The organism is Pantoea dispersa, from assembly GCF_019890955.1.
Classification (GTDB): domain Bacteria; phylum Pseudomonadota; class Gammaproteobacteria; order Enterobacterales; family Enterobacteriaceae; genus Pantoea; species Pantoea dispersa.
Window position 1 is genome coordinate 1,629,345 of the sequence record NZ_CP082346.1, and the last position, 25,603, is coordinate 1,654,947.

The 25,603-nt window shown below is 55.7% G+C and carries 24 protein-coding genes; 23 read left to right on the forward strand and 1 reads right to left on the reverse strand.

The genetic code is table 11. From position 1 onward, the window contains the following. Positions 1-325 precede the first annotated feature (325 nt). Entirely contained in the window at positions 326-1,624 is a 1,299-nt protein-coding gene (locus K7H94_RS07435; protein WP_021509817.1) for an NCS2 family permease, read from the forward strand. A 260-nt stretch (positions 1,625-1,884) separates the two neighbouring features. Next, positions 1,885-2,259: a hypothetical protein gene (locus tag K7H94_RS07440; RefSeq protein ID WP_227746459.1), complete on the forward strand. Its 375-nt coding sequence runs from the start codon at positions 1,885-1,887 to the stop codon at positions 2,257-2,259. Positions 2,260-2,305: 46 nt separating this feature from the next. Here the strand turns inward: K7H94_RS07440 and K7H94_RS07445 are convergent, their stop codons facing one another. Beyond that, entirely contained in the window at positions 2,306-3,760 is a 1,455-nt protein-coding gene (locus K7H94_RS07445; RefSeq protein ID WP_021509819.1) for an AMP nucleosidase, read from the reverse strand. 74 nt (positions 3,761-3,834) lie between these two features. On the opposite strand from K7H94_RS07445, the gene K7H94_RS07450 reads away from it, so the two are divergent. From K7H94_RS07450 to K7H94_RS07550, 21 genes are all read left to right on the forward strand, one after another. Continuing rightward, complete coding sequence (locus tag K7H94_RS07450) at positions 3,835-3,996, forward strand: hypothetical protein (RefSeq protein WP_155519940.1); 162 nt, start codon at positions 3,835-3,837, stop codon at positions 3,994-3,996. Positions 3,997-4,158: 162 nt separating this feature from the next. Then, complete coding sequence (locus tag K7H94_RS07455; protein ID WP_021509821.1) at positions 4,159-5,217, forward strand: branched-chain amino acid ABC transporter substrate-binding protein; 1,059 nt, start codon at positions 4,159-4,161, stop codon at positions 5,215-5,217. 81 nt (positions 5,218-5,298) lie between these two features. Next, complete coding sequence (locus K7H94_RS07460) at positions 5,299-6,213, forward strand: ABC transporter permease subunit (protein ID WP_021509822.1); 915 nt, start codon at positions 5,299-5,301, stop codon at positions 6,211-6,213. Between the two features lie 19 nt (positions 6,214-6,232). Further along, the gene (gene livM, locus K7H94_RS07465) at positions 6,233-7,507 is read left to right on the forward strand and encodes a high-affinity branched-chain amino acid ABC transporter permease LivM (protein WP_411829751.1); all 1,275 of its coding nucleotides are present in this window, start codon (positions 6,233-6,235) and stop codon (positions 7,505-7,507) included. Next, the gene (locus K7H94_RS07470; protein ID WP_021509824.1) at positions 7,500-8,375 is read left to right on the forward strand and encodes an ABC transporter ATP-binding protein; all 876 of its coding nucleotides are present in this window, start codon (positions 7,500-7,502) and stop codon (positions 8,373-8,375) included. Before livM ends, K7H94_RS07470 begins: the two co-directional genes overlap by 8 nt. Continuing rightward, on the forward strand, positions 8,368-9,117 hold the full coding sequence (locus tag K7H94_RS07475) for an ABC transporter ATP-binding protein (RefSeq protein ID WP_058771132.1): 750 nt from the start codon (positions 8,368-8,370) through the stop codon (positions 9,115-9,117). The genes K7H94_RS07470 and K7H94_RS07475 overlap by 8 nt, the downstream gene beginning before the upstream one ends. A gap of 120 nt (positions 9,118-9,237) precedes the next feature. Beyond that, entirely contained in the window at positions 9,238-10,653 is a 1,416-nt protein-coding gene (locus K7H94_RS07480) for an EmmdR/YeeO family multidrug/toxin efflux MATE transporter (protein WP_222951893.1), read from the forward strand. A gap of 302 nt (positions 10,654-10,955) precedes the next feature. Further along, on the forward strand, positions 10,956-12,806 hold the full coding sequence (locus K7H94_RS07485) for a glycosyltransferase family 25 protein (protein ID WP_222951894.1): 1,851 nt from the start codon (positions 10,956-10,958) through the stop codon (positions 12,804-12,806). Beyond that, positions 12,796-13,575, forward strand: a complete 780-nt coding sequence (locus K7H94_RS07490) for an NTP transferase domain-containing protein (protein WP_072209930.1) — start codon at positions 12,796-12,798, stop codon at positions 13,573-13,575. Before K7H94_RS07485 ends, K7H94_RS07490 begins: the two co-directional genes overlap by 11 nt. Then, positions 13,572-13,961: a ParB N-terminal domain-containing protein gene (locus K7H94_RS07495; protein ID WP_058757367.1), complete on the forward strand. Its 390-nt coding sequence runs from the start codon at positions 13,572-13,574 to the stop codon at positions 13,959-13,961. The genes K7H94_RS07490 and K7H94_RS07495 overlap by 4 nt, the downstream gene beginning before the upstream one ends. Next, a complete protein-coding gene (locus tag K7H94_RS07500; RefSeq protein ID WP_058757368.1) occupies positions 13,954-14,625 on the forward strand; it encodes an NTP transferase domain-containing protein in 672 nt (223 codons plus the stop codon). Before K7H94_RS07495 ends, K7H94_RS07500 begins: the two co-directional genes overlap by 8 nt. Continuing rightward, a complete protein-coding gene (locus tag K7H94_RS07505; RefSeq protein WP_072209931.1) occupies positions 14,625-15,854 on the forward strand; it encodes a DUF711 family protein in 1,230 nt (409 codons plus the stop codon). The genes K7H94_RS07500 and K7H94_RS07505 overlap by 1 nt, the downstream gene beginning before the upstream one ends. 16 nt (positions 15,855-15,870) lie before the next feature. Then, positions 15,871-16,575 carry a class I SAM-dependent methyltransferase gene (locus K7H94_RS07510; RefSeq protein ID WP_222951895.1) on the forward strand — a complete coding sequence of 235 codons (705 nt, stop codon included), beginning with the start codon at positions 15,871-15,873 and terminating at the stop codon, positions 16,573-16,575. Continuing rightward, a complete protein-coding gene (locus tag K7H94_RS07515; RefSeq protein WP_058757371.1) occupies positions 16,568-17,314 on the forward strand; it encodes an aspartate/glutamate racemase family protein in 747 nt (248 codons plus the stop codon). Before K7H94_RS07510 ends, K7H94_RS07515 begins: the two co-directional genes overlap by 8 nt. Positions 17,315-17,583: 269 nt before the next feature. Then, entirely contained in the window at positions 17,584-18,003 is a 420-nt protein-coding gene (locus K7H94_RS07520) for a DUF6130 family protein (RefSeq protein WP_222952032.1), read from the forward strand. Between the two features lie 17 nt (positions 18,004-18,020). Further along, on the forward strand, positions 18,021-19,016 hold the full coding sequence (locus K7H94_RS07525; RefSeq protein WP_222952033.1) for an alpha/beta fold hydrolase: 996 nt from the start codon (positions 18,021-18,023) through the stop codon (positions 19,014-19,016). Positions 19,017-19,089: 73 nt separating this feature from the next. Beyond that, positions 19,090-19,830 (forward strand): response regulator, encoded by a 741-nt coding sequence (locus K7H94_RS07530; protein ID WP_222951896.1) that lies wholly within the window; start codon positions 19,090-19,092, stop codon positions 19,828-19,830. Then, on the forward strand, positions 19,827-21,137 hold the full coding sequence (locus tag K7H94_RS07535) for a sensor histidine kinase (protein ID WP_166711572.1): 1,311 nt from the start codon (positions 19,827-19,829) through the stop codon (positions 21,135-21,137). The genes K7H94_RS07530 and K7H94_RS07535 overlap by 4 nt, the downstream gene beginning before the upstream one ends. A gap of 136 nt (positions 21,138-21,273) precedes the next feature. Further along, positions 21,274-22,464: a cytochrome c biogenesis protein/redoxin gene (locus tag K7H94_RS07540; RefSeq protein WP_222951897.1), complete on the forward strand. Its 1,191-nt coding sequence runs from the start codon at positions 21,274-21,276 to the stop codon at positions 22,462-22,464. A gap of 289 nt (positions 22,465-22,753) precedes the next feature. Continuing rightward, on the forward strand, positions 22,754-22,921 hold the full coding sequence (locus K7H94_RS07545; protein ID WP_193752272.1) for a hypothetical protein: 168 nt from the start codon (positions 22,754-22,756) through the stop codon (positions 22,919-22,921). 348 nt (positions 22,922-23,269) lie between these two features. Beyond that, complete coding sequence (locus tag K7H94_RS07550) at positions 23,270-25,555, forward strand: catecholate siderophore receptor Fiu (protein ID WP_276523019.1); 2,286 nt, start codon at positions 23,270-23,272, stop codon at positions 25,553-25,555. The last annotated feature ends 48 nt before the right edge of the window (positions 25,556-25,603 follow it).

Here is a 25,603-nt window from a genome sequence, read left to right on the forward strand (position 1 = left end):
TTCACCCCCGGCTGCGCACGGCGGGAAAACGTTTGCGCGCAGGTGGTGCAATGCACCATAATCGCGCCTCGTTCTGGTTCAGAATTTTCTTAGCCGCAACGGCACGCTAAAACGGAAACGATTGCGTCAGGGAGTGGCATAGCAATTGCTATGTGGACAGGGGATAGCACACGACGTTCTGCTGCCAGCGGTGGCAAAACGCCGGCATAAAAAAATAATTTTCCTCACTTTTTCCGCGTCAGCTTAGCCACCACGCGCGGAATAGCGGGAAAACGCCTTGGCAAGAGAGAGCAGGCCTGCGGGCCGTCTCCGCTGATGAGAGATGATGATGTTAGAAAAACTTTTTAAGTTAAAAGCACACCACACCACGGTGCGCACCGAAATCATTGCCGGTATTACGACCTTTCTGGCAATGGCCTACATCCTGTTTGTGAACCCCAGCATCCTCGGGGCGACCGGTATGGATAAAGGCTCGGTGTTTGTCGCCACTTGTCTGGCTGCAGCCATCGGTTCGATTCTGATGGGCCTGATCGCCAACTATCCGATCGCGCTGGCACCGGGCATGGGCCTGAACGCCTTCTTCACCTACACCGTGGTGCTGCATATGGGCTACACCTGGCAGATCGCGCTGGGTGCGGTGTTCCTCTCGGCGGTGATCTTCTTTGCACTGTCGATTTTTAAAATTCGCGAATGGATTATCGCCAGCATTCCGCTGCCGCTGCGTGCCGGGATTGCGGCAGGCATTGGTCTGTTCCTCGCACTGATTGCGCTGGAAGGAGCGGGCATCGTAGTGGATAACCCGGCTACGCTGGTCGGTCTGGGCGACCTCACCAAACCGGGTCCGCTGCTGGCGCTGCTTGGCTTCTTTATCATTGTGGTGCTGGAAGCGCGTCGCGTGACCGGAGCCGTACTGATCGGCATTCTGGTTGTTACCTTTATCTCGATGGGCATTGGCCTGACGCCGTTCGCGGGCGTGTTCTCTGCGCCGCCTTCGATTGCGCCGACCTTTATGCAGCTGGATATCGCCGGCGCGTTCAACGTTGGCCTGGTGAGCGTGATCTTTGCGTTCCTGTTTGTCGACGTGTTTGATAACACCGGCACGCTGCTGGGCGTGACGAAACGCGCCGGTCTGGCCGATGAGCAGGGCAACGTGCCGAAAATGGGCCGTGCGCTGATCGCCGATAGTGCCGCTGCGCTGTTCGGTTCACTGCTGGGTACCTCAACCACCACCAGCTATGTGGAGTCCGCTGCGGGCGTCAGCGCCGGCGGCCGTACCGGTCTGACGGCGATTGTGGTCGCCATTCTGTTCCTGCTCAGCCTGTTCTTCTCGCCACTGGCGGGTAGCGTGCCGGTCTACGCCACGGCGCCAGCGCTGCTGTTCGTTGCGGTGCTGATGGCTTCCGGTCTGGCAGAAATTGACTGGAAAGATGTCACCACGGCGGCACCGGTCACCGTGACCGCGCTGACCATGCCGCTGACTTACTCGATCGCCAACGGTATCGCCTTTGGTTTTATTACCTGGACGGTGGTGAAACTGCTGAGTGGCCGCACCAAAGAGGTCAATGCGGCGCTGGTGATTCTGTCGATTCTGTTTGTGATTAAACTCGGCTGGCTGAGTGCCTGATGCTGTGTAACGGAAGCCCGCCCGGGCTTCCGTGTAAGTTGTTACATTCGCGCAATCATTGTTTGCGTGATGTCTCGCAATTCCTGCCCGTCGCCACTTTTCTCTTTCAGGCCTGTTGTTTACTGTCTTTCCGTAAATTCTGCCATGCGCAAATTTTTTGCCTGCAGTGGCGGGATCGTGGAATGTTTAATCGCTGCCGCTCTGCTTAAATAGCGTTGGAGTGAGGCGATGACACAAGGTTGCTGAAGAAGGACAAGATAATGGATTATCCCGTTTGCACGCTGCCGCATCGGTTGCCGCCTCGCCTTCTGGCGTTAAGAAATCAGGGAGCACCGCTAATGGTACGATTAACCCAACACGTGGAACAGCTGGCGAATACCACCCAGCTATTACAGCAGGATGTCGCGGTCCTGACCGCGCGTTTTGAAAACCTTGCCACCAGAGCGGACGTGGAACGCGTGCGTACCGAACAGGGACTGATATGCAATCAACTGATGAATGAGATCGGTCAGGTGGAGAAGCGCATCGATAAAAAGTTCGAACGGTTAAATGACAGACTGATCTGGACCCTCATGTTGCCGGCTATCCTCGCCGTACTGGCATGGTTGGTAAAAGTGGCGGTGCTGAAAATTTAAGGTTGCCAGCAGAAATCCGGCCCGTCCATGGGCCGGAACAGCGGATTTAGCGGAAGGGCGGTTCGTTGAAGGTACGTAGTTTCCTGGAGTGCAGTTTGTCACCCTCGGCGCGCAGCAGCTCAACCGCGCAGATGCCAATCTGCAGATGTTCCGAGATCGCGCCCTCATAGAAACGGTTGGCCTGGCCGGGCAGCTTGATCTCACCGTGCAGCGGTTTATCCGAGACGCACAGCAGGGTGCCGTACGGTACGCGGAAACGATAGCCCTGTGCGGCAATGGTGGCGCTCTCCATATCCACCGCCACCGCGCGGCTCAGGTTGAAGCGTAACGCAGATGCGGAGTAGCGCAGCTCCCAGTTGCGGTCGTCTGTGGTGACGACCGTACCGGTACGCAGGCGCTGCTTCACCTCTTCGCCGGGCATACCGCTGACCGCTTTGGTGGCGTCGTACAGGGCACGCTGCACCTCCGCGATGCTCGGGATCGGGATATCCGGTGGTAATACGCTGTCCAGCACGTGGTCGTCACGCAGATAGGCGTGCGCCAGCACGTAATCGCCGATGCTCTGGCTTTCACGCAGGCCACCGCAGTGACCAATCATCAGCCACGCATGTGGGCGCACCACCGCGAGGTGGTCGCAGATGGTTTTGGCGTTCGACGGACCGACGCCAATATTCACCAGCGTGATGCCGCGACGATTGGGCGAGGTTAAATGCCAGGCGGGCATCTGATGCTTCTTCCACGCCAGATCCGACATCATCGCCGTTGGGTCCTGCGTTTCCGCCGTGATCACCACATCGCCGGCGCAGGCGAGACTGTCGTACGGCGTGCTGGGATCCTGCACCTGCTCAATCGCCCAGCGCACGAACTCATCGACGTAGCGCGTGTAGTTGGTGAACAGCACAAACGGCTGGAAGTGTTCTACCGCAGTGCCGGTGTAGTGACGCAGGCGCGCCAGGGAGAAATCGGTGCGCAGCGCGTCGAAATGCGACAGCGGGAACAGCGCGTCGGCGTTGAACAGGCCATCAGCGGTTTCATCGCCAATCTGCGACAGCTCGGTCGTCGGGAAATGGCGCGCAATACTGGCGCTCATGGAGCGGTCCAGCGACAGGTCGGAGCCATCAATCACATAGGGATAAGGGATTTCCTGCTGTGACGGGCCCACCTCAATCAGCACGTCGTACTCTTTTTCGATCATCTGCAGCTGTTCGCTGAGATAGTGACGCAGCAACGCCGGGCGCGTGATGGTGGTGCTGTAGCGGCCGGTGTGGGTAAAACGTCCCCAGGCGCGGGTGCGATTTTGCTGCGGGCCTTCACCCTGCCAGGTGATGCGCAGCTCCGGATAGACAAACAGCCCCTGCTGGCGCAGCCCGGCGTCCGGCAGTGTGCCGCTGGCAGTGAACGTGCGAATGGCGTTGCGCAGCGCTTCAACCGCGTCGTCATACAGACGCTCCAGTTGATCCAGCGCCTGTTCGGTGGTCAATCCGTTCCGTTGCGTATTCATAGATTCTCCTTCAGCAATTTGGACCGATTTGACCAGAGCATAGCGGATAAACCTTTCATCACGATGAAGAATCTGTGATCGACCGCATTCTGCACCATCACGGTGCTGGTAGGCGGCAAAAGGCTGGCTATGTTTATCAGGTGCAGGGAGGCCACATCGCACGTTTTCCGCCCGGCTGCGATGCCGCTGCAAAAAAATTGTCACCGATTGTCTTCTCTGGCGAGCTTTTTGCTTAAATTTCAACCGTGGTCGCACAGACCACACTGCTCTCGAAGTGTTTCAGATTGATTTCTCCCAGGCCGTGGTATGGCTCCGTTCCTGACCCGTTGAGGATTGAAAGCATGTCTTTGAAATTCATAAAACACCCATTGAAGGTGGTGATGGCAGGTTGTTTAAGCATGGCGTTCTACGCGCAGGCTGATATAAAGATTGGCGTGGCCGGTCCGTTTACCGGACCGAATGCTACGTACGGTACGCAATACTGGAAGGGCGCCAGCCAGGCCGCGGCGGACATTAACGCGGCGGGTGGCATAAACGGTGAAAAAATTGTGCTGGTGCAGGGCGATGACGCCTGCGAACCCAAGCAGGCGGTGGCCGTTGCCAACCGGCTGGTGGATCAGGACAAAGTGATGGCGGTAGTTGGCCATTTCTGCTCATCTTCGACCATGCCAGCCTCAGAGGTGTACGACGAGGCGGGCGTACTGGCGATTACGCCCGGTTCAACCAATCCACAAATCACCGAGCGCGGCATGAAAACCCTGTTCCGCATGTGCGGGCGTGATGACCAGCAGGGAACTATCGCCGCGAACTATATTCTCGATACGCTGAAAGCGAAGAAAGTGGCGGTGATCCACGATAAAGATACTTACGGTCAGGGGCTGGCGGATGCCACCAAAGCGGCGCTGGAGAAACGCGGCGTCAAAGAGGTGCTGTATGAGGGGCTGTCGCGCGGTGAAAAAGACTTCAACGCGCTGGTCACCAAAATCGGCGCGGTGAAACCGGATGTGGTCTATTTCGGTGGCTGCCATCCGGAGGCGGGTCCGCTGGTGCGGCAGATGCGTGAGCAGGGCGTCAATGCGGCTTTCTTCTCCGGCGACTGCATCGTGACGGAAGAACTGGTGACTGCCGCCGGCGGTCCGCAGTTCACTAAAGGCGTGTACATGACCTTCGGCAATGACCCGCGCACCATCGCGGATGGCAAAGCGGTGATTGAAAAATTCCGCGCCAGCGGTTTTGAGCCGGAGGGGTATACGCTGTACGCCTACGCCTCCATTCAGGCTCTGGCCGCCGCCTACAAAGCGGCAGGTAAAGACAATGCCAAAGCCAGCGACTGGCTGAAGGCCAACAGCGTTGACACCGTGATGGGCAAGAAGGCGTGGGACGAAAAAGGCGACCTGAAAGTCTCGGATTACGTGGTCTATCAGTGGGATGACAAAGGCAAATATCACCAGCTGTAATTCGCTCTGCGGCCCCGCGCGCAGCGGGGCCGTTCGCATCTGAGCGTGTCCTGTGCACGCCTTCCACCTGCGAGAGACAATATGGACGCCTTCTTTATACAGCAGCTGATTAACGGCCTGACGCTGGGCGCGGTCTACGGGCTGATCGCCATTGGCTACACCATGGTTTACGGCATTATCGGCATGATCAACTTCGCCCACGGCGAGGTGTACATGATCTCTGCTTATCTGTGTGCGATCGGGCTGGCGCTGCTCAGCTACTTCGGCATTCACTCCTTTCCGCTGCTGATCTTTGGCACGCTGTTGTTCACCATCGTGGTTACCGCCGCTTACGGCTGGGCCATTGAGCGCATTGCCTATCGCCCGCTGCGCAATTCCACCCGGCTGGCACCGCTGATCTCTGCCATTGGTATGTCGCTGATTCTGCAGAACTATGTGCAGCTCAGTCAGGGACCGAATCAGCAGGGCATTCCTACTCTGCTCAGCGGTGTGCTGCGTATGGAGATCGACGGCGGCGTGGTGCAAATCACCTGGACCAAAGTGTTTATCCTGGTGGCGGCGCTGTGCGGGATGGCGCTGCTGACCTGGATTATCCAGTACACCAAACTGGGCCGTATCTGCCGTGCGGTCCAGCAGGATCGGCGCATGGCGTCGATTCTCGGTATCAATACCGATCGGGTGATTTCGCTGGTGTTTGTCATCGGCGCGGCGATGGCCGGGCTGGCCGGGGTGCTGGTTACCATGAACTACGGCACGTTTGATTTCTACGCCGGCTTCATTATCGGCATCAAAGCCTTCACCGCGGCGGTGCTGGGGGGCATCGGTTCGCTGCCCGGCGCGATGCTGGGCGGTTTGCTGCTGGGCGTGGCCGAGGCGCAGTTCGCCGGGCTGGTGAACTCCGATTACAAAGATGTGTTCTCGTTTTCGCTGCTGGTGGTGATTTTAATCTTCCGTCCGCAGGGACTGCTGGGCCGGCCGCTGGTCGCCAAAGTGTGAGGAAGCCAGAATGAAGGCAATGATGCAAACAAGCGGCATCCGTCAGGTGCTGCTCGACACGCTGCTGGCCGGTGCCGTCGCGCTGGTGGTGTTCGGCCCGGTAGTGGGCGTGGTGCTCAGCGGCTACAGTTTTACGCTGTCGCCGCTGCGCGTGGCGCTGCTGGTGGCGGTGGTGATGGCAGGACGTTTGCTGCTGGGGCTGTTTCTGCATACCGCCTTGGGGCGCCGTTTTCTGCGCAAGTTTGAGGGTAACGATGACGGCGTATACGTGCGTGAACCCGGTTACCGCTCGCGCCTGCGCTGGATAATACCGCTGCTGCTGGTTGTGGCCCTGGCGTTTCCGTTTCTCTCCAGCAAGTATCTGCTGACGGTGGCGATTCTCGGACTGATCTACGTGCTGCTGGGACTTGGGCTCAATATCGTGGTCGGCCTCGCCGGGCTGCTCGATCTGGGCTATGTGGCATTTTACGCCATTGGTGCTTACGGGCTGGCGCTGGGCTATCAGTATCTCGGGCTGGGTTTCTGGAGCATGATCCCCATCGCTGCGCTGCTGGCGGCATTGGCCGGTGCGCTGCTTGGCTTTCCGGTGCTGCGCATGCACGGTGACTATCTGGCTATCGTCACGCTCGGCTTCGGTGAAATTATCCGGCTGGTGCTGAACAACTGGCTGTCGTTCACCGGGGGGCCGAACGGCGTCTCGGTGCCGTCACCGACCTTTCTCGGCCTTGAATTCGCCCGCCGGGCAAAAGAGGGCGGCATACCGTACCACCAGTTTCTGCATCTCGATTACAACCCCAACATGAAGTTCATCTTTATCTACGTGGTGCTGGTAATGGTGGTGCTGCTGGTGCTGTTTATCAAGCACCGGCTGACGCGCATGCCGATTGGCCGGGCGTGGGAAGCGTTGCGTGAAGATGAAATCGCCTGTCGCGCCATGGGGCTGAATCACGTGCTGGTGAAGCTGTCGGCGTTTATGCTCGGCGCCTCAACCGCCGGTATTGCCGGGGTATTTTTCGCCAGTTATCAGGGGTTCGTTAATCCCACCTCGTTTACCTTTTTTGAGTCCGCGCTGATTCTGGCCATCGTGGTGCTGGGCGGGATGGGCTCGACGCTCGGCGTAGTGCTGGCCGCGTTTGTGCTGACGGTGGCGCCCGAGCTGCTGCGCAGTTTTGCCGAGTACCGCGTGCTGCTGTTTGGCATGTTAATGGTGCTGATGATGATCTGGCGTCCGCGCGGCCTGGTGCGCACCGCACGCGTCGGTGTGCCGCTGAGAAAAGGAGTACGCCATGAGTGATGCCATCCTGCAGGTTGATAACCTGATGATGCGCTTTGGCGGCATCAAAGCGCTGAATGATGTCAGCCTGCGCGTGGAGCGCGGCTCGGTCACCGCGCTGATTGGCCCCAACGGCGCGGGCAAAACCACGGTATTTAACTGTCTGACGGGATTTTATCGCGCCAGCGGCGGTCGCATTGTGCTCAATGCCCATCAGCGCAGCACCGATGTGATTCAGGTGCTGGGCCAGAAGATTCAGCCGGGTGACTGGCTGCGGCCGGCGCGGCTGGGCTCGCGCATCTGGTACAAGATGTTTGGCGGCGCACATCTGGTGAACCGCGCCGGTCTGGCGCGCACCTTTCAGAACATCCGCCTGTTTCGCGAGATGTCGGTGGTGGAGAACCTGCTGGTGGCGCAGCATATGCAGGTCAACCGACAGTTGCTGGCCGGCATTCTCAATACCCGTGGCTATCGGGCAGCGGAGAGTCGCGCGCTCGATCGCGCTTTTTACTGGCTGGAGCGCGTTGATCTGGTCAGCAGTGCCAACCGGCTGGCCGGTACGCTCTCTTACGGCCAGCAGCGCCGGCTGGAGATTGCGCGCGCCATGTGCACCCGGCCGGAGCTGATCTGCCTGGATGAGCCCGCAGCGGGGCTTAATCCGGTCGAAACCGAGGCGCTGAGCCAGATTCTGCATCAGCTGCGCGCCGATCATCGCATCAGCGTGCTGTTGATTGAACACGATATGCCGATGGTGATGCGCATTTCCGATCACATCGTCGTGCTGGATCACGGTGACGTGATCGCCCAGGGCACGCCGCAGCAGATTCGACACGATGCGAAGGTGATCGCCGCTTATCTCGGCGCGGAAGAGGAGAGCGAGCATGGCTGAAGCAATGCTGGCGTTTGAACAGGTGGATGTGTTTTACGGCCCGGTGCAGGCGCTGAAGCAGGTGTCGCTGACCGTGGCGGAAGGGGAAACCGTTGCGCTAATTGGGGCCAACGGTGCGGGAAAATCCACGCTGCTGATGTCGATTTTTGGTCAGCCGCGCATTGCCAGCGGTGAAATTCGCCTGCGCGGAGAAGCCATCAGCCAGCGGTCGACCCATTTTATCGCCGCCAGCGGCATTGCTCAGGCGCCGGAAGGACGGCGCATCTTTCCGGATATGACGGTGGAAGAGAACCTGCTGATGGGCACCATCGCCATCGGCGAGCGCTACATGAAGCAGGATAAAGAACGCATGTACACACTGTTTCCACGCCTGCTGGAGCGGCGGAAACAGCGGGCAATGACGCTCTCCGGCGGCGAGCAGCAAATGCTGGCGATCGCCCGCGCGCTGATGAGCCGGCCGCGTCTGCTGCTGCTGGATGAACCCAGCCTCGGGCTGGCCCCGCTGGTGGTAAAGCAAATTTTCAGCATCCTGCGCGAGCTGACGCAGCAGGGCATGACGCTGTTTCTGGTGGAGCAGAACGCGCGCCACGCACTGCAACTGGCGGATCGCGGTTATGTGATGGTCAATGGCGAAATTCGTCTGAGCGGCAGCGGTAGCGAACTGTTGCACAACGAAGAGGTGCGCAGCGCCTATCTGGGCGGCAGCGTCGGCGCGGGCGGGGAGTCAGCAAAAAGTTTGTAATAATGATTAAATGGTGACGGGAAACACTTTGCATAATCGTTAGCAGCCTATCATCATTATTACTCTACTTCTTAACCAAAGTGATTTGGTACTCCCTTGCAAAATCCTGGCGTAGCAGTAATGCGGGCGATCAGAAACACGGCGTGGTATCCCAAACGCCGTGCTTATCGCACGCTGTTGTGGCGTGAAATCACCCCACTGGCGGTGCCCATCTTTATTGAGAACCTGTGCGTAATGCTGATGGGGGTTCTCAGTACTTTTCTGGTGAGCTGGCTGGGCAAAGAGGCGATGGCGGGCGTTGGGCTGGCTGACAGCTTTAACATGGTGATCATCTCCTTTTTTGCCGCCATCGATCTCGGTACCACGGTGGTGGTGGCGTTCAGCCTGGCCAAACGCAACGGCAAGCGTGCGCGTGCGGCGACGCGGCAGTCGCTGGGATTGATGACGGTGCTGGCGTTTGTGCTGGTCATCGCCATCGAGTTCTGGGGGCATCTGATTGTTGACGTGATTGCCGGCAACGCCGAGCCGCAGGTCAAAGAACTGGCGCTCAGCTATCTGCAAACCTCCGCGTGGAGCTATCCGGCGGCGGCGATTGCGCTGATAGGCAGCGGCGCGTTGCGCGGTGCCGGCAACACTAAAATTCCGATGCTGATTAACGGCGGCATGAATATCCTGAATATCATCATCAGTAGCGTGCTGATCTACGGTGCGCTCGGCTGGGAAGGGATGGGATTTGTCGGTGCCGGGCTGGGATTAACCATTTCACGCTATATCGGCGCGGCGGCGGCCATTTACGTGCTGTATCGCGGCATCAGCCCGGCGCTGAAAATCACGCTGGCCAGCTATTTCCGCCGCTGGGATCGCAACATCCTGATGGAAGTGCTGGGGATTGGCGTACCGGCCAGTATCGAATCAGTGCTGTTTAACGGCGGCAAACTGCTGACGCAGATTTTTGTCGCCGGCATGGGCACCAATGAGATCGCCGGTAATTTTATTGCCTTCTCCATCGCCACGCTGATCAACCTGCCGGGCAACGCGCTCGGTTCGGCGTCGACCATTATCACCGGCAGACGCTTAGGGAAAAATCAGGTGATGCAGGCGGAGCGGCAGATCAAGCACGTATTCTGGCTGGCGATGATTGGGCTGTGCACGCTGGCGTTTATCACCGTGCCGCTGGCGGGCACGCTGGCGCGATTCTACACCCGCGATCCGCAGGTGATTGAGGTAACCAAACACCTGATCTGGCTGAATGCTGCCTTTATGCCTATCTGGACCGCCTCCTGGGTGCTGCCGGCCGGGCTGAAGGGCGCGCGCGACGCGCGGTACACCATGTATGTATCGATGTTCAGTATGTGGGGTGCGCGCGTGGTGGCCGGTTATCTGCTCGGCATTGTGCTGGGCATGGGGGTGATTGGCGTCTGGCTCGGCATGTTCCTCGACTGGACGGTGCGCGGTATCTGTTTCTGGTGGCGTTTAACCAGCGGCAAATGGCTGAACAATTACCGCAAAATGCTCGCGAAGAGCAGTGGCCCGTAGGGCTGAGGAATCCCCACAAAAAAAGAAAGGCATAGGGTTTTATGATCAGGTTATTGCGCCAGCAAAAACAGATCGCACCCTATGCCTGCCATACCCGGCCCCGTCTCAAGCCGCACGGCTATTTTCGCGCTGACCGCTGCCTTTCCGCTGGCAACCTTACTCAGCGCTTTCGTGCATTCGAACGTGATGCGACAACTGTGCACCTTGCCAGTAAACCTAAAAAATTTTTTTATTTTCCTTAAGAATCGTCTTTATTGCGCCGTCCTGAAAATGAGAGCTTTCTTAGTGCGATGGGTGTAGAGATGATGACAGTCAACTGGCAGACGATAGATAAGGTTGTATACATCAACCTGAACAAACGCAAGGATCGCAGGGTGCGCATTGCTCGTCAATTAAAAGCAATTGGCGTACCACGTGAAAAGATTGTCCGTTTTGAGGCTATTGAAGAAGCGCCAGGCTATATCGGCTGTATTAAATCACATATTCTCGTGCTGCAAATGGCTCAGCAAAACGGCTGGAAAAATGTATTGATTCTGGAAGACGATATGGTTTTCCATGATGATATTCAGACCAAACAGCGAATTGATCTATTTCTCTCCTCTTTACAGCAGATCAACTGGCATGTCGCGCTGCTCGCTGCCAACTATGATAACGTCGTGCCGTTAAAAAGTGTGGATTATATTGTTAAGCCGCAATATGCATGGTGCGCTTGCGCTTACATTGTGAACGGTGATTACTACTCCACTCTCATTGATAATTATGCAGAAAGCTTGCAGGGGTTGCTGGCGGGTGGCGTTCCTCAGTGCTGGGCTTTAGATGTACGCTGGAATAGTTTGATAAAACGTGACCGCTGGTTGGGTATCTTTCCCAATGCGGGTTATCAGGCCGCTGATAAAAGTGATATTGAAAACCAACCTGTTGATTATCGAGCTCATTTCGCTAAAAAATTAGAAGAAATAGTCTGGCAAGCCTATCAACCTGGCGAAGAAAAGATAAAAGTGGATATCTTTTTCCAGTGGGCCCCCGGCTGGACTAACTTTGAGTCGGTATATCGCGCTATGCAGGCCAAACCGCATTTTGATTGTCAGATTATCCTTGCGCCCTATTTCAGTCGGGGCGCAAAAGCACCGGATTACACTGCACAGCGTGATTTATTAAATGATAAGGGTATCCGGTATACCGAGTATCACGAGTATGAGATTACGGCGCGTAAGCCCCATGTGGTTTTTTTACAAAATCCTTATGATGATGCACGTCCCAATGAACTGCAAAGTTTGACGCTTAATCGACGCAATATTTCTATCGCCTATATTCCTTATGGGTTAGATATGGGTGATGGCGAGAGAAACCGTGTTTATCAGTACAATCTTCCCTGTCAAAATGTTGCCAGGTGGGTATTCGTTCGCTCTCAGCGGCATAAAGATGAGTTTGCTAAATATTGCGGAAATGGCAATCATCACGTCTATGTTAGCGGACATCCAAAGCTAGATAACTATCCATCACGCTTTGGCGTCCAGACGGATGGCAAAGTTAATAAAGGCAAGCCAACGCTATTATGGGCGCCGCATTTCGTCATGCCTGATGATGAAAAGATGTGGTCTACGTTTAATTTATATACACAGGCAATGCTTGATATCATCAAACGTGATGACGTCAATTTGATTATTCGGCCACATCCGCTTTTTAAACAATTTCTGGATATTCGTAAAGAGCGCGGAACACACAGCGAAACTGCTCAGAACTGGCAAATGCTGCGCGAATACTCTCATCTCAAATCACATGTGGAGTGGGATTTTTCTGCAGATTATCGCTACGCCTTTTCACAATCAGATGCGCTGATGGCAGATGCAGGATCGTTTTTGCTGGAGTATTTACCTTCGCGTAAGCCAATCCTTTTCCTGACTCATGAAAATTGCCTCGGTATTAACAGTAGCGCTGAATTTATTTATGACGCTTATGACGTTGCGAATGAATCCGCAGATATTAAAACTTTCGTTGATAATCTTGTTTCAGGCAAGGATCCCATGCGTGATAAGCGACTGCAGGTTTTACGTGATGAACTTCATATGCCAGAGCAGGGCGCAGGCAGTGAGATTGTAAAAATCATTGAAAAAACCCTTATGCCCGCTGGAGTTCATCACAATGTCTTCTAAACGCGCCGCAATATTACTGGTTGCTGGTCAGGGAACGAGAATGGGGCATCTGACCCTAAATTATCCTAAATGCTTGCTGCCGGTCGGTGAAATCACCGTGCTGGATACGTTGCTGACTGAGCTGTTAAAATGCGGCGAGCGTGAAATTGTACTGGTTACCGGTCATCAGTCATCAGTTGTAGAACGCTGGATTAAAGATAATTATGCTGATGCTAATATTAAGTTAGCGCACAATGATAATTATAAAAATGATGTCAACATATTATCCGTTGAAAAAGGTGTCAGCGCGCTTAATCATCCTGAATATGGCTATACAATTATCGAAACGGATGTTCTGCTGGATCCACGTGTATGGCCGCGGTTAACGCAAGCTGAAATGGGCAGTGACAGTTTTTGGCTCACCCATGGTTATTACAACTCTTGCCTTACTGGCGGTATTGTCGAAGCCAGTAAAGCTGAACCTGCTATAAAGAAAATTGCCTATGTGCCCGATTACGACTCCGCATTTGATGGCTGGATGAAAATGGTCGGCTTGCTAAGTGTCTCTCCGGAACAGGTGGAAAACGATCGACGCCTGCGGCAGACGTTTTTACAGACAAGCACTCAGCAATATTACATGGCACCCTGGATTGTACACCGCTCTTGCTTACCCTGCCGTGCTGTAGATATTACGGATTTGTTTGCAAGATCTTTCAACGAAGAAGTCGATTACTGGCAGGCGGTTGCGGATTATCATTTATTATTAGAAAATTTTGAGGCACTAAAATGAATGTAGAGTTTTTTGAACCACAAAAATTGCGTCATATTGAAAAATTCAGTTCACGTCGCGTTGAATGGTTGCGTAATAAAATTATTCAGGAAGGCGTATGGGTAAAACCTCTGGCGCTTGATCTACACCATAATCTGGTACTGGACGGCCAGCACCGTATGGAAGTCGCGCTCAGTCTGGGACTAAAAAGAGTACCGGTCGTACGATTTGATTACGCCTCGGTGCCATTAAGATCGTTGCGCGAAAATCATCAATTTGACTGGCAGGAAGTGGCGAGGCGTGCATTAATCAATGACATCTACCCTTATAAAACGGTAAAGCATGATTTCGTTGTACCCATGCCGGTATGTCAATTTTCGCTGCAGGAGTTAGGCTATCATGGTTGAAAATGCCATCATTCTGGCCGCCGGCAGAAGCCTGCAACTGGATGGTAAAAATAAAGTTTTAATTCGCCATCCCAAAACGCGGAAAACGATTCTAGACTATGCTATTGATGCCTTTCATGGGAAAAAAATCACCGTAGTGATTGGCTTTGGTGCGTTACAGATTATGGAGTCCTACCCTGATCTCAATTACGTTATCAATGACAACTGGGCAACGACTAATAATGCAATGAGTCTGGGGTTGGCCCTGAATCAGATTAATAGCCCCACGTACGTTGTCTCGGGAGATATGTTTTTTTCTCCTCAACTTATCCATGAAATGGATCACGCTGAGGGAAATCTCGTTTTGACTCACCAGCGGCATAATCGCATGCTGACCTCCATTCATTGTGACGTTAATCGCCAGGGCATCGTGGAGGAGACGTATCTGGGACCGATACGCGCCGCAGAGCACCCTGAGGCTATGGGTCTGTTTAAAGTCAGTGACATGGCACTCCTGAGTCAGTGGCATAAGCAATGCCTGCGTTATGGTAATTTGTATGCCGCCCAAACGTTACCGTGTCAGAAAACGACAGCACTCTACGCTCACGACCTGGGGGAGCATGCATTTAATGAAATTAATACGCTGGCAGATTACTGGCGTCTGATGCAGGAGGATCACGGTTAATGATACGAGCTATTACGCTGGGCTTGCCTTACTCCGCTATTTCCGACGGGCATTCTGAGTCACGTTTACATCACTTTCGCACGTTAGTGATTGATAAACTCCAGTCTCGTCGTTGGCCACTGCGAACATTACGTTTAACCCTGCCACCATTGAATGATCGTGATGAAGATGAGATTTATACCCTGCCAGCACGAATAAATTCAATCAATGCGTTGGCTGAAAGACTTGATATTCGTTGGTTTTGCTTACCGCTGGACTTAACGCATGGCGATAATTACCGCGGACGGTTAGATGCCGCGTTTGCTTTACTCTTCAGGCAACCGCGTATGTTTCTGAATCTGATGGTTGCCGATGAGCAGGGTATAAATATTCGAGCCAGCCATGACGTTGCCCGTTTCATGTTACAGGTAGCACATCGCAGTAATAATGGCTTTGATAATTTTCGCCTGGGTGCCTCATTGCGCTGTCCACCAAATGCCCCGTTTTTTCCCTTTTCCCGGCATGAAGGTGAGACACTGAAGTTTAGTTTTGCCCTCGAAACTACCGATATTGCTTTGGAATTGAGTGAGCAGGTGCGGGAAGGCAACATGCTGCTGGCGGACTTTGCTGACCAGTTTATTCTTCGACTCTGCGCACGCTTACGCGAAATTGATGCATTCGGTCATGAGCTGGCGTCTGATTCAGGGCTTGACTATGCCGGTCTGGATGCCTCACTGGCGCCTTTTCCGGATGGCAGTATTTCTGTCGGCAGGTTAGTTGAAAATCTTGGTGCGCGTCCTGGTGGCGTTCAGGGATCACTCTTTATAACCAGTATTCTGACGAATGCGATTAAAAGCGCAGTCGCAATCAGTGGTGCTCGCGCAACGGGTTTCAATGGCGTCATGTTCTCAGTACTGGAAGATGATGCCCTGGCGAGTACCAATAATCGTCGTGCATTAAGCATTGATACGCTTAATGCATGGTCAACTGTTTGTGGTTGTGGATTAGATATGCTTCCGGTGCCAGGTTCGACTCTGCCTGAAGATATAGCCGCGATTATTCTTGATACGGCTGCACTCGCGGTGCGGTTAACGAAACCGCTCGGTGTACGTTTATTACCTATTCCTGGCGGAGAGGTAAATGAATTTACACGCTTTAATTATGACTTCCTCTGCAACAGCCGCATTATGAGTGTCGCGAAAAGTGATGTTGATTTTTCTGCTGATAATGAACGCTGGACGTATCGCTAAAATCAGGCTTAATGAAATGTTAGATGCAAAAAAAGTGAAGAATTTTTGGGATCGTCGAGCGAATGATTACAATAAATTATCGTTAGAAAGTTTAGCAAACCTCGAAAACGATCCAAAGTTTCTCGATATTAAAATTCGCACAGAGATGCAAAAAGTTTTTGCCTGGTTGCCTGACCTGACAGGGAAAACGGTACTTGATCTCGGCGCCGGGGTCGGGCAGTGGGCTTTTCGTTTTCAGCATGAGGGCGCAAAAAAAATCACCGCTGTAGAGTTTTCAGCTGCAATGATTGAAGTGGGTAAGCTTGAAGCCAGCAAACGCAATATTAATAATGTCGATTTCATTCTTTCATCTGCCGAGAATTATTGTAGCTCAGAGCAGTACGATGTCATTTTCATATCTGGCCTGATGATCTACCTTAATGATGAGCAAGCTGAAAAAATGTTAAGTAATTTGCGTGCTTACAGTAAACCAGAAAGCACTATATTATTGCGTGATGGTACGGGTGTCGGTGAAAGATTCGAAATCAATAACCGCTATTCTGCGAATCTGCAAGCAGAGTATTCCGCTACATATCGAACCGCTGAGCAATACGAAAACCTATTTGCGCGGCATGGTTTCAGCTTAATCAGGAGTGAAAATATGTTCCCTGAAGGTCATATGCTTAATAAGTATCCTGAAACCCGATTACGCCTTTATCACTTTGAGCAAAAAAATGGTTAATATCTCACCTCTCTATGACGATGTTAGCTGGCCGGCAGATGAAGGTGTTTTAGGCGTCGTGGGCGTAGCCCCCTGGGCAACACTGGATTTTTGCCAGCAGCTGTATGGCCTGGTTCAGGCAGATAAAGAGTGGCAATATCCGCGGCTTATTATTGATAATAATAGTAAAATACCCAGCCGTGGGCGTCATTTGCAACTGGGTGAACGTGATCCTTCTCCCTGGATTCACGCAACTATTACAGAACTCGCTGCTGCGGGTGCGACGGTTGCCGTTGTGCCTTGTAATACCGCTCACCTCCTTTGGTCGCGCTGGAGCAAGGACGCAGCTATTCCGGTTATTAATATTATTGATGCCACACTTGAGCATATTGCGCCTCAGGGCAAGCGGGTTGTTGTGCTCGGTTCGCAAATGTTGTACCAGAGCAGGCTGTATCAGAATGCGCTTACGCAACAGCACGCCGAGATCGTCAATGTAGCTGCATCCACCCAACAGCTTTTGACACGCTGCATTAACGAGATAAAAGCGACAAAAAGCGTGTCTGAACTCTCAATGCGGCAGTTAGCGGACGCCGTAAGTAGCTGGAAGCAACAGGGCGCTACGCACATTATTCTGGCTTGCACAGAGTTGAGTTTGTTAAAACACAGCGCGATCTGGCAGGAAATGACGTTAATTGATTCGAGCGAAGCTCTCGCGCGTGCCGCTTTGCGCGCCATATCATTTCGCCGCCTGCGTGATTAAGGCGGACGAATTATTTCCACGACGAAGGGCCACTTATCTCATCAATTTTCCCGCCCCCGGGCCTGTGAAAATCCTGCTTTGATTTTCCCCCGGGCGGGGTAAACACCAATTTGTATCACACTGTATCTCCCGCCACACAGCACACACGCCGTTGCATAACCCGCCAGTCTGTACATATCCGCTATACATCGCCGTGGTCTTCTGTACGCATCAACCGAATGCATGGAGATACCACGTTGTTAACCCGACTGTTTATTTCAACGTTACTGATGGGCGCCTCTGCGACCTGCGCCTGGGCGGAGCGACTGAGCGCTGCTGACGTGCTCGGCCCGGCGGCCGTGGCGCCACTGGATCATCCCCAGCCGCCTGCGCGATTAATTGTGGATGCCCCGCTGGCCGGACCGCTGCGCAAGGGCGCGGTGTTTATCCAGTACCGGGCAGAAAACCTGCGCATCGAGCCAGTGTTTGGCCAGGAAGCGCTGAAAATCACGCCGCGCATCGGCCACATTCACGTCATCGTGGATGACAACCCGTGGCACTGGGCGGACACCAGCGGTGAGCCAGTGATTCTGGTCGGTCTGCCTGTCGGGCCGCACAAGGTCACCCTTATTCTTGCCGATCCTACGCATAAACCGATCGACAGCAAAACCATCACCTTTAACGTGCCCGTACAGATTGCACCGCACTGATGACCCGGAGATAAATGATGAAAACACTGTTACGTCAGACTCTATTGGCAACGCTGGTTCTCACGGCGGCAGGCACCGCGTTTGCCGCCACCCCGGCCTCACACGATTACGCCGCTGACTTCAGCCACGTGCAGCAGATCAACGCGGGGGTGCTGAACACAGGCTATGTGGACATCGGTCCGCGTGATGGTCAGGCGGTGATCCTGCTGCACGGCTGGCCGTACGATATCCAGAGCTATGCTCAGGTGGCACCGGCGCTGGCGGCAAAAGGGTATCGGGTGATCGTGCCGTATCTGCGCGGCTTCGGCAGCACGCGCTTCCTGTCGGATAAAACGCCGCGTAACGGCCAGCCTTCGGCAATGGCAGCGGACGTCGTGGCGCTGATGGATGCGCTCAATATCAAACAGGCCGTGCTGGGCGGCTTTGACTGGGGCGCACGCACGGCGGACATCGTCGCGGCGCTATGGCCGGAACGGGTAAAATCGCTGGTGTCGGTCAGCGGCTATCTGATCAGTAGCCAGCAGCTGGGAAAAAAACCGCTGCCGCCACAGGCCGAACAGCAGTGGTGGTATCAGTTCTATTTCGCCACTGAGCGCGGTCAGCAGGGGTATGCCGCCCATACCCACGACTTTGCGAAACTGATCTGGCAGCAGGCATCGCCCGGCTGGAAATTCAGCGATGCCACCTTTAACCAGAGCGCCAAAGCGCTGGATAATCCGGATCAGGTGGCGATCACTATCAGCAACTACCGCTGGCGCCTGGGCCTGGAAAAAGGCGAGCAAAAATATGCCGCTTATGAGAAAACATTAGCCACATTACCGGCAATTCGCGTCCCCACCATCACCATCGAAGGGGATAATAACGGGGCGCCGCACCCGGCACCTGAAACGTACCGTACCAGGTTCAGCGCCAGGTACCAGCATCGCACCTTCACGGGCAATATCGGACACAATCCGCCAGCGGAAGCACCGCAGGCGTTTGTGCAAGCCGTTGAGGATGCGGCCGCACTGTAGCGGAGTAATTCACGACCCGGACCGGCCATCGCGTGCCGGTCTTTTTTGCATAAGTGGCTGACAGGAGGCTGTTTTGGAGCACATTGATCACATTCTGGTGGTGGATGATGACCGGGATATCCGCGAACTGATAACCGACTATCTGATTAAGTCCGGTTACCGCGCCACCGGTGCGGCCAATGGCCGCGAGATGCGCGCCGTGCTGAGCAGCAGCCTGGTGGATCTGGTGGTGCTGGATATCATGATGCCGGGTGACGATGGCCTGACGCTGTGCCGTCAGCTGCGCAGCGATCCCCGGCAGAACCTGCCGGTACTGATGCTTACTGCCCGCAGCGAAGAGACCGATCGCATTCTCGGGCTTGAGATGGGGGCGGATGATTACCTGATCAAACCCTTTGTGGCGCGTGAGCTGCTGGCGCGCATCAAAGCGATCCTGCGCCGTACCCGGGCGCTGCCGCCGAATTTACATATTACCGGGGCCGGCCGCATCATTGCCTTTGGCGAGTGGCAGCTGGATACCTCCGCGCGCCATCTGCTGGACAGCGACGGCGTGATTGTGGCGCTGAGTGGCGCAGAGTACCGCCTGCTGCGCGTGTTTCTCGACCATCCGCAGCGCGTGCTGAATCGCGATCAGCTGCTCAACCTGACGCAGGGCCGCGACGCGGAGCTGTTTGAACGCTCGATCGATCTGCTGGTTAGCCGGCTGCGCCAGCGGTTACGCGAAGATGCCCGTGAACCGGCCTACATCAAAACGGTACGCAGCGAAGGTTACGTACTGGCGAGCACGGTGGTGATTAAAGAGGCGCATCAATGAGGCTATGGCCGCGATCGCTGCTGTCACGCCTGCTGATTATCGTGTTGGGCGGGCTGCTGCTGGCAAATACTCTCACGCTGGCAAGCCTGCTGATTGAACGCATGAGCAGCGCTAAAAGCGTGATGCTGGGCAACCTGGAGTACGATGTGGCGACCAGCGTGGCAATCCTCGATCGCCTGCCGGCGGACGAGCGTCCGGGCTGGCTGGCGAAGCTGGCGCGCGGCAACTATCGCTACAGTCTGTCGCCGGGCGAAGCGGGGCCGTATCCCTCCGGCTGGCGCACGCGCGACGCGGTACGCTCACTGCAGGAGACGCTTGGCGGGCGCTATCAGATGAGCATTCATGCGATTCCGGGGCCGCGGGAGCATATTCAGGTGCATCTGACGCTGCATGACGGCGCGCCGCTCACGCTCGATCTCTGGCCGCGCATGCCGGCGATTGCGCGCTGGCTGCCGCTGGTACTAATGGGTCAGCTGCTGCTGTTGCTGTGCTGCGCATGGCTGGCGGTGCGGCAGGTAGTGCGACCGTTTGTGCGCTTTACCCAGGCGGTGGATGCGCTCAAACCGGCCGCCAGCCACGCACAGCTGATGGCAGAGAACGGCCCGGATGAAGTGCAGCAGGCGGCGCGTGCGTTTAACGCGATGCAGCTGCGGATTCAGGATCACCTCAAAGCGCGTGCGCAAATCCTCGCGGCCATCTCCCACGATCTGCAAACCCCGATCACGCGCATGAAGCTTCGTGTGGAGATGGCGGAGCAGCCTGAGCTGCGCGACAAACTGCTGAGCGATCTCGATAACATGAGCCGTCTGGTGCGCGAGGGCATCGCCTATGCACGCTCATCGGAAGTGCTGGAGGAGAAGCGCCAGAGCGTCAGCCTCAACGCGCTGCTGGATAGCGTCGTCTGTGACTATCAGGATGTCGGTAAAGCGGTGAACTTTGTGCCGTGCACAGGTCATGACACCTTCGCCGTGCGGCCGCAGGCACTCCGGCGCATCATGACCAACCTGATCGACAATGCGCTCAAGTTTGGCGGCGAAGCGGAGGTTGAACTCTGTTCACCCCAGGGTGACAGCGTAGAGATTCGGGTGCGTGATAACGGGCCCGGCATCCCGGAGGAGGCGTTACAGGCGGTGCTGGAGCCCTTCTACCGCGTGGAGAGTTCACGCAATCGCCACACCGGCGGGACCGGGCTCGGCCTGGCGATCGCCACCCAGCTGGTGAGCCAGATGGCGGGCAGCCTGCAGTTGCGTAACCGGGCAGCTGGCGGGCTGGAAGCGTGCATCATCCTGCAGCAGCAGGATGTGTAACCTGATGTATCTGCCCGCCCGTTACACACATAACCCGACAAAACGGCGTTTCCCCGACACAGCCTGAACACATGCGGTGGATGTAATAGACGTACTGCCGGACGCGCAGACGTTTATCCACCGTATGAGGTTCCCTATGACACTGCTTATCGCTTTTCTCGCCGGGATGCTGACGCTGCTCAGCCCCTGTACCTTACCGATTATTCCTTTTGTATTTGCCAGCGTCCGCGGCCGACGCGGACAGCTGCTGGCGCTGCTGAGCGGCATGGTCCTGATGTTCACGCTGGTGGCACTGCTGGTATCGCTTACCAGCCACTGGGTCAGTCAGGTCACCAGCATTGGTCGCGACCTGGCGCTGCTGTTCCTGGCGATAGCCGCACTGACGTTAATCTCCACGCGCATCGCCCAACGCGTTACCCGGCCGTTTGTCGCGCTGGGTAACCGCCTCAACGATGCCAGCCAGCGGCGTAGCGGGGTGCTCGCCGCGCTGCTGGCGGGCCTGGCAACCGGTCTGCTGTGGTCGCCCTGTGCCGGACCGGTGCTGGGCGCGATCCTCAGCCTGGCCGTCGTGGGCGATCATCCACTGTCGGTTGGCGTGTTGCTGCTGGCGTATGGCAGCGGTGCCGCGCTGATGCTGGCGCTGCTCTATTTCGCCGGACGCTCGCTGGTAGCGCGACTGCGTCCGGGGCTGGCGATGAGTGCGCGGCTGCGTCAGGCGGCGGGCGTGCTGATGCTTGCCTCGGTGGGCGTGATTGTTACCGGCTCACAGAGCCAGCTGCAGGCAGCGCCCGCTTTTGCCCTGAAGCTGGAGCAGCAGCTGAGCCAGTGGCTGACCACGCCGGCACCCAAAGTGCGCCTGGAGCCGGTTAGCCTGCCGCAAACCAGCAGCGCGTTGCCGTCGCTGGAGGGGGGCACAGCGTGGCTGAACGGGGCACCGGTGACGCCTGCCACGTTAAAGGGCAAAGTGGTACTGGTCGATTTCTGGACCTGGGATTGCATTAATTGCCAGCATACGCTGCCATACGTGCGCGACTGGGCCAGTAAGTATCAACGTGACGGGCTGGTCGTTGTGGGTGTGCACACGCCGGAGTACCCGTGGGAGCGCGATGAAAAGGCGCTGAAGCGCGCGATTACGCGCTGGCAGCTGCCCTACACCGTAGTGGCGGATAACAATTACAGCATCTGGAACCGTTTTGGTAATCAGTACTGGCCCGCGCACTACATCTTTGATGCACACGGCCAGTTGCGCTACACCGCGTTTGGTGAAGGTAACTATGAAGAGCAGGAGAGGGTGATTCAGCAGTTGCTGAAAGAGGCGCGTGCATGACAGGTCAGGCGGCCCGCCCGGGCCGCCACTGCTTCTCATTTAGGTTGTGGTTCGCGGGGGATGACTTTGAAAGCCGGGGGGAGGGCACAGGACTATCAGGTAAACAGCGTGCGGCATTGCCGGGGGCCTCCCAGCCCGTAGGGGCATTCTTCAGTGTGACCGTCATGGCGCAGCCACCGTTGCCACCCCGATATGCAAAATGCAGTAATCCTACGCATAACTTGTCGTTTGGTTCCGCGTCCAGGCTGGGGTTTACTGTCAGCGTTAACCTTTTTTGGAGAAGCTGACAATGAAGAAGATCCTGCAGCAGTGGCTGGCGCGTCTGGCAGCCAGCAAAGCCGCCACCCCTGACGGGCGCGAATTCTACCCCGGTGAGCATATCGATCTGCTGATCCCGATCAGCCAGCTGTACGGCGTGGAGTTTCATCCTTCCGTGTATCGCTACTATGAACGATAACCGCCGCCACCAGCGCATGCGCTATTGCTATTGGAATGAACTGTGCACGCCAGACTAAAAACCCGCTCACGCCGAGCGGGTTTTTTTATGCTGTTTGCCCGCCTGATGAAAAAATTGCCGTAACCTGCCGCCGGTTTGTTCAATTGTATTGATTTCGTAATTTTAACGTAAAGAAAAGTATTCCCAAGCGGCAGCGTGCGTGTAAGAATATAAAGGTAAATGATAACTATTGGCGTTATCATTTAGGTGTTGTCTGGGAAAACCGTGTTGATTCAGTGCTATGCCTGAATGGCAGGTGCGGTTAAGACAATGAGTGCGTTAATAACGATAAGAAACTCACCTTTTAACATGGATAAAAATCGCCAGCTGCCGTTTGGTAGCTTCAATTCGCTGACCCTGTTCACCGGGCTTTGTATTGGTATTTCGCCGGCTGCGGCGCTGGGGGCCGATAACTCCGGCAAAAAATCTGATGATACGCTGGTGGTTGAAGCGCGCACGCCTTCGCTGTACGCGCCAAATGCCTCGGCCGATCCCAAATTTACCCGTCCGCTGGTGGATACCACCCGCACCATGACGGTGATTCCGGATCAGGTTATTAAAGATCAGGGCGTCACCAATCTGACCGACGCGCTGAAAAACGTGCCGGGCGTCGGGGCGTTTTATGCCGGGGAAAACGGCAGCTCAACCACCGGCGATGCGGTGTACATGCGCGGTGTCGATACCTCCAACAGCATTTACGTGGATGGTATTCGCGACATCGCCAGCGTCACGCGTGACACCTTCAACACGCAGCAGGTGGAAGTGATCAAGGGGCCTTCCGGCACCGACTATGGTCGCAGCGCACCATCCGGCTCGATCAATATGATCAGCAAACAACCGCGGCTGGACACCGGGCTTGACGCGTCAGTCAGCGCCGGCAGCGCGTGGATGCGCCGCGGCACGCTCGATTACAACCAGGCAATCAACGACAATGCGGCGTTTCGCCTTAACCTGATGGGTGAGAAAACCCATGATGCGGCGCGTGACAACATCCAGAACGAGCGATATGGCGTCGCGCCTTCGCTGGCGCTGGGGCTGGACACCGCAACGCGGCTGTACGTCAACTATTTGCACGTCCACCAGAACAACATACCGGACGGCGGTATTCCGACCGTTGGCCTGCCCGGCTATTCGGCACCGTCTGCCGCGTATGCTGCGCTGAACAATTCCGGCAAGGTCGCCACCAGCAACTACTACGGCACCGATTCTGATTTCGACAAATCGACTACCGACAGTGCCACGCTGCGCTTTGAACACGATTTGAGCGATAACACCACGCTGCGCAACACCACGCGCTGGTCGCGGGTGAAGCAGGAGTATCTGCTGACGGCGGTGATGGGCGGAGCCAGTAACATTACTGCACCCAACCCGAACGATGTTGGCAGCTGGCGCTGGTCGCGCCTGGCAAACACCAAAGATATCAGCAACCGTATTCTCACCAACCAGACCAATATCACCTCGAAATTTGCCACCGGTTCCGTCGGGCATGATGTGAGTGCGGGCGTAGAGTTCACGCGTGAAAACCAGACCACCTATGGCGTCAACGCGCTGACGCCACCTGCGGTGAATATCTACCATCCCATCAGCAGCATTTCGATTGGCGGTCTGGACCGCAACGGTGCGAACGCTAACGGGCAGACTGACACGTTTGGCATCTATGCATTTGATACGCTGGCGATTACCCCTGACTTTGAGCTGAACGGCGGCATTCGTCTCGACAACTACCATACCGAGTACGACAGCGCGACGGCCTGTGGCGGCACCGGACGCGGCGCGCTGGCTTGTCCGGCGGGCGTGGCGCGTAATACGCCGGTGACCACGGTGGACACGGCGAAATCCGGCAATCTGGTGAACTGGAAAGCGGGGGCGCTCTATCGTCTGACCGAACAGGGCAACCTGTATGTGAATTACGCCATTTCCCAGCAGCCGCCGGGTGGCAGCAGCTTCGCGCTGGCGGCGGGTGGCAGTGGCAACAGCGCCAACCGTACCGATTTTAAACCGCAGAAGGCCAAATCCAGCGAAGTGGGCACCAAGTGGCAGGTGCTGGACAAGCGACTGCTGCTGAACGCCGCGCTGTTCCGCACCGACATCGAAAATGAGGTCGATGCCAATGATGACGGCACTTACTCGCAAACCGGCAAGAAGCGCGTGGAAGGCTATGAACTCTCAGCAACCGGCAACATAACGCCGGACTGGGAAATCATTGCCGGTTACACCATGCAGCACGCGTCGGTGCGTGAAGGTGCCAGCGTGGCGCAGGATGGCTCATCTGCGCTGGCCTATACGCCGAAGCACGCCTTTACGCTGTGGACCAACTATCAGGCTACTGATGCGTTGTCGGTGGGCGCGGGCGCACGTTACGTTGGCAGCCTGCGTCGCGGCAGCGATGGGGCCGTGGGCACGCCGGATCACACCGAAGGCTACTGGGTGGCTGACGCGAAGCTTGGGTATAAGGTCAACAATAACCTCGACCTGCAGCTCAACGTGTATAACCTGTTTGATACTAACTATGTGGCATCGATCAACAAGAGTGGCTACCGCTATCATCCGGGCGAGCCGCGTACCTTCCTGTTGACGGCTAACGTGCATTTCTGATGGTCAACCGTGGGGCGTTCGCGCTCCACGCTTAATGGCGAGAACTCC